The organism is Kitasatospora sp. NPDC093806 (assembly GCF_040683335.1).
Lineage (GTDB): Bacteria > Actinomycetota > Actinomycetes > Streptomycetales > Streptomycetaceae > Kitasatospora.
This window is the reverse complement of sequence record NZ_JBFBDO010000217.1, coordinates 1-4687: the sequence shown is the minus strand read 5'-3', so window position 1 is coordinate 4687 and position 4687 is coordinate 1. Positions and strand designations below refer to the sequence as shown.

Annotated in this window: 4 protein-coding genes; 3 read left to right on the top strand and 1 reads right to left on the bottom strand. The window is 74.3% G+C overall.

What is annotated here, in order from left to right; all coding sequences use genetic code 11:
* Positions 1–1117 (bottom strand): AMP-binding protein (locus AB0N76_RS39220; protein ID WP_363565641.1); only part of this gene is annotated, 1117 nt, incomplete at its 3' end.
* Positions 1118–1334: 217 nt separating this feature from the next.
* On the opposite strand from AB0N76_RS39220, the gene AB0N76_RS39215 reads away from it, so the two are divergent.
* The 3 genes from AB0N76_RS39215 (at position 1335) to AB0N76_RS39205 (ending at position 4544) form a co-directional block, all read left to right on the top strand.
* Positions 1335–2252, top strand: a complete 918-nt coding sequence (locus AB0N76_RS39215) for a peptidoglycan DD-metalloendopeptidase family protein (RefSeq protein WP_363565640.1) — start codon at positions 1335–1337, stop codon at positions 2250–2252.
* A 106-nt stretch (positions 2253–2358) separates the two neighbouring features.
* Positions 2359–3159 carry an FHA domain-containing protein gene (locus AB0N76_RS39210; protein ID WP_363565639.1) on the top strand — a complete coding sequence of 267 codons (801 nt, stop codon included), beginning with the start codon at positions 2359–2361 and terminating at the stop codon, positions 3157–3159.
* A complete protein-coding gene (locus tag AB0N76_RS39205) occupies positions 3156–4544 on the top strand; it encodes a protein kinase (protein WP_363565638.1) in 1389 nt (462 codons plus the stop codon). Before AB0N76_RS39210 ends, AB0N76_RS39205 begins: the two co-directional genes overlap by 4 nt.
* Positions 4545–4687 lie beyond the last annotated feature (143 nt).

Genomic DNA, 4687 nt, shown 5'->3' with positions numbered 1-4687 from the left:
CCGGGTCCGCGACCTTGACCTCCAGGTGCGGGCCGACCCGGCCGACGGTGGACACCCGCCGCTCCAGCGGGTCCTCGGCGCGGGTCTGGGTGGACACCGGGGAGGTCTCGGTCATCCCGTAGCAGATCGACACGTCGCGCATGCCCATCCGGTCGACGACCTGCCGCATCACCTCGGTCGGGCAGGGCGAGCCGGCCATGATGCCGGTGCGCAGGCTGGACAGGTCGTACCCGGCGAAGTCCGGGTCGTTGAGCTCGGCGATGAACATGGTCGGCACCCCGTAGAGCGAGGTGCAGCGTTCGGCGGCGACCGCGCGGAGGGTGGCCGCGGCGTCGAAGGCCGGGGCCGGGAGCACCACGCAGGCGCCGTGCGAGAGCGCCGCCAGGTCGCCCATCACCATGCCGAAGCAGTGGTACAGCGGGACGGGCACGCAGATCCGGTCCGCCTCGGTGTAGCCGCACAGCTCGCCGACGAAGTAGCCGTTGTTGAGGATGTTGTGGTGGGAGAGGGTGGCGCCCTTCGGGAACCCGGTGGTGCCCGAGGTGTACTGGATGTTGATCGGATCACGGGGGCTCAGGCCCGCCCCGATCGCCTCCAGCCGCGCCGGGTCGCCGTGCTCACCCGCCGTCAGCAGTTCCCGCCAGCCGGGCGAGCCGATCAGCAGCACGTCCCGCAGCCCGGGACAGCGCGGGCCCGCCTCGGCGAGCATCGCGGCGTAGTCGGAGGTCTTGAAGCTCGGCGCCGCGACGATCGTCCGGATCCCCGACTGCCGCAGCACGTACTCGACCTCGTGCGCCCGGTAGCCCGGGTTGACGGTCACCAGGACCGCCCCGATCCGCGCGGTGGCGTACTGCACGAACACCCACTCCGGGCAGTTCGGCGCCCAGATCCCGACCCGGTCGCCGGCCTCGACCCCGAGCCCGAGCAGCCCGAGCGCGAGCCGGTCGACCTCCGCCGCCAGCTCGCGGTACGTCCAGCGCTGCCCGCTCGGCAGGTCCACCAGCGCCTCCCGGTCCGGGAAGGCGGCCACGGCCCGGTCGAGGGCGGCGCCGATCGTGTGGTCCAGCAACGGCACGGCGGTGGGACCGGCGCTGATGCTGAGGGAGGGCGAGGTCATGGTGAGGGCTCCTGGACTCGTCCGGGCACAGGGCGACCGAGTCTACGCAGACCGCCGCGCCCCCGTCATCCGATCACGCGGACGAGCTGCGGCGGGACCTTCCCGGGCGGGCGGGACCCTCACAGGTGTGAGGTGCCGCCGGGGCGGGGGCGGGACCGAGGATGGGCGGGGTGGGCGGTCGGAGGACCGTCCCGGTTCGGACAGGGGGCGAAGGACGATGGAGAGAGCGACCTACCGGCGCCGGCTGCGCACGGTGCTGCTGCCGGTGCTGCTCGCGGTACTGGCACTGGTCGCCGGCGGGCTGCCGGCGGGGGCGGCGACGGCGGAACGGGCCGCGACAGGACGGGCCGCGGCGGGGCGGGCCGCAGCGGACGCCCGGCCGCTGTTCCAGCTGCCGTTCCCCTGCGGCACCACCTGGCAGTTGGACACCTGGGGGCACAACCCCGCGCTGGACCTGGTGGTCGAGCACAACACCGGCTCCGACGGCCTGCCCGTGCTGGCCTCGGCGGCCGGGACGGTGTCGGCCACCTACTGGAACAACGGGTCCGGCAACACCATCCAGGTCGACCACGGCAACGGCTGGTTCACCGCCTACTACCACCTCAAGGACGACCCGGCCGCGTACGTGCGAAAGGGCGATCCGGTGACTCCGGCCACGCAGCTCGGGCGGATCGGCAGCACCGGCAACTCGCAGTGGTCGCACCTGCATTACGAGCAGCGCTACCTGGCCGGGGGCGGCGACTTCACCGACGAGAGCCACCGGGTCCCGGCCCGATTCGACGGCGTCGAGTACAGCGGCGTCGCCCGGGAGTGGCCGAGCGTGACCAGCCGCAACTGCCCCGGCGGCACCCCCGCCGGGTGGCAGGACTGCCCGGCGGGCTGGGTCTGCTTCTACACCGGCCCGGACGGCACCGGCACCGTCTGCCGCACCGACGTCGACGTGCCGAACAGCACCTGCGGACTGCGCCGCTCGTTCTTCAACAACGGCAACCCGCAACCGGGTTACGACCACGTCCAGGTGTACTTCCGGGAGGGCGGGAGCCAGTGCCTGCACTACGGCTGGACCGAGGGCCGGGGCAACCTGCCGGCGGACGGACGGACCGTCGACCGGATCGAGTGGCGCGGGGAGTGCTGACCCGGGGAGTGCCGGCCCGGGAAGACCCTAGGGTGAACTGACCCTCCCCGCACCGGTTTCACCGACACCTACCTACTCCCGGCCCGGCGGGAGTAGGTATTGTGTCATGTACAGTATCATCGTGGTCCCGACGTCCGCCGACCCGTCCGCCCAGATCCGGCTGGCGCCCGGCGAGACGCTCCACTTCGGCCGCAGCGCCCCCGCCGACCACCGTCGGCACCTCCTGCTCCCGCACACCGGCGTCTCCCGCAGCGCCGGGGAGATCACCTGCGTCGGCACCTTCTGGTCCCTCAGCAACTTCAGCAGATCCAGCACCTACGTGGTCGAGAACCCGGAGGGCGCGGGCGAACACATCAAGATCGCGCCCGGACGGGTCGAGGCCCCCGTCCCGTTCGAGTTCTCCCGGATCGTCCTGCCCGCCGGCGGCGACCTGCTCGGCCTCGACGTCTGGGCCCCGCGCCACGAGTACGTCGAGACCGGACCCGGCGGCACGACCTGTACCGGCGACCCGGAGGACGCGGACGGCGCACCCGGCGAACCCACCGTAGTGGCCTTCCCGCTCGACCGGGGCAAGCGCTACTTCCTCGTCCTGACCGCCCTCTGCGAACCCCGGCTGCGCGGCCGGCCGCACGCCCCGCTGCCCACCGTCGAGCAGGTGGTCGCCCGGCTGCGGCCGATCTGGCCCGAGGTCAACCGGGCGGCGGTGCAGTGGAACATCGGCTACCTCGCCGTCAAACTCCGCCTCCGGGCCGCCGCCGACACCGTCGCCGCCGAACCGGAGGGCCCGGGCTTCCGCCTCAACGGCAAGAAGGACGCCCTGGTCTCGCTGGCGCTCCGCTTCGACCTGGTCCGCGAGGAACACCTGGCCGCCCTCGCCGCCCCCGCCACCGAGAGGACGGGCCGGTGACCGGTCCGGAGGACGAGGTCCCCGCGCCCCCGGCGCGCGGGGCGGTCAGCGTGCCGCCCGGCTACCGGGTCGGCCGCTGGGAGGTCGGCGCGGCGCTGGGCGCGGGCGGGTTCGGCAGCGTGTACGCCGCCCGGGCCGCCGACGGCGCCGACGCCGCGCTCAAGTTCCTGCCCACCGGCACCCGCACCCCCCGCCAGCTGCGCCACCTGCGCGAACTCGCCGACCGCGAGATCGCCCTGCTGCGCACCCTGAGCTCCCCGCGGCTGATCCGGCTGCACGAGGTCCTGACCGTCGACGACCCCGGGCGGCCCGAACTCGACGGCGCCACCGTCCTCGTCCTGGAGCGCGCCGAACGCTCGCTGGACGCCCTGCTCGCCGCGGGCCGTCCGGAACCCCGGCACGCCGCCACCCTGCTGCTCGGCGTCCTGGAGGGGCTGCACCAACTGCACCGGGCCGGCTGGGTGCACGGCGACCTCAAACCCGGCAACGTGCTGCTGATGGCCGACGGCACGGTGCGGCTCGCCGACTTCAACCTCTCCGCCCAACTGGAGGACACCCACGCCTACTCCCCCGCCTTCAGCACGCCCGACTACGCGCCACCGGAGCTGTTCTGGTCCGACGTCGGGGAGCGCGGCATCCGCACCCGGCCCAGCACCGACGTCTGGGCGTTCGGGCTGCTCGCCCACCTCGTCCTGACCGGCTCGGCGCCGTTCCCCGGCGCCACGCCCGCCGCCCGGCGCGAGGCCGCCGCGCGCTACGCGGGCGGGCGGGAGGAGCTCCGGCTCTCCCCGCGGCTGACGCCCGCCTGGCAGCGGATCGTCACCGACTGCCTCGCGCCGACCCACGAGCAGCGGGCCCCGCACGACGCCGCCACGCTGCTCCGGCGCGCCCGGGCGGACCGTGACGAGGCCGTCGAAGAGGCCGTGGCCGAGGAGGAGACGGCGCCCGGCCGGACGGCGCGCCGACGCCGGTGGCGGTCCCTCCGCCTGCTGGCCGGCACGGTCGCGGTGGTGACGGCCGGCGGCGGCGCCGCGCTCTGGCTCGGCCTCAGTCCGCAGGCGGAGGCCGAGAACTACGAGCGGTGCATCCGGGGCGCGGTCTGCCTGTTCTCCGCGCCCGGCGGCCGGGGCGAGATCTGCTCCTGGATCGACGGCGACAACGACTGGCTGGACGGCGAGATCTCCTGTCCCTGGATGGCCCGGAAGCCACCGCGCTCGATCTTCAACAACGGGTACGGGCCCGACATGGGCGCCTCGAAGAAGGACGTCGAGTACTTCGAACAGCCCGGTCTGGCCGGCTTCCTGGCCTGTCTGCCGGTCGAGACCCGGGCCGACCTCGCCCCCTCCGTCCGACCCCGCTCCCACCGCTGGGTGGAGCACTGCTGACGACCACCGCCGACGAGCCCCGCTGACCGGTGGCACGGGCACGACCGAGACGGGGGCGCCGCCGGGGGCCGCCCCCCGCCCCCGGCGGGGCCCACCCCGGGGTGGAGAACAACTGGTGGTGGCGCCGGGGGAGAAGCACCAAT

Coding starts and splice junctions, on each gene's coding strand:
- AB0N76_RS39215 (WP_363565640.1), top strand. CDS start 1,335: ATGGAGAGAGCGACCTACCGGCGCCGGCTGCGCACGGTGCTGCTGCCG.
- AB0N76_RS39210 (WP_363565639.1), top strand. CDS start 2,359: ATGTACAGTATCATCGTGGTCCCGACGTCCGCCGACCCGTCCGCCCAG.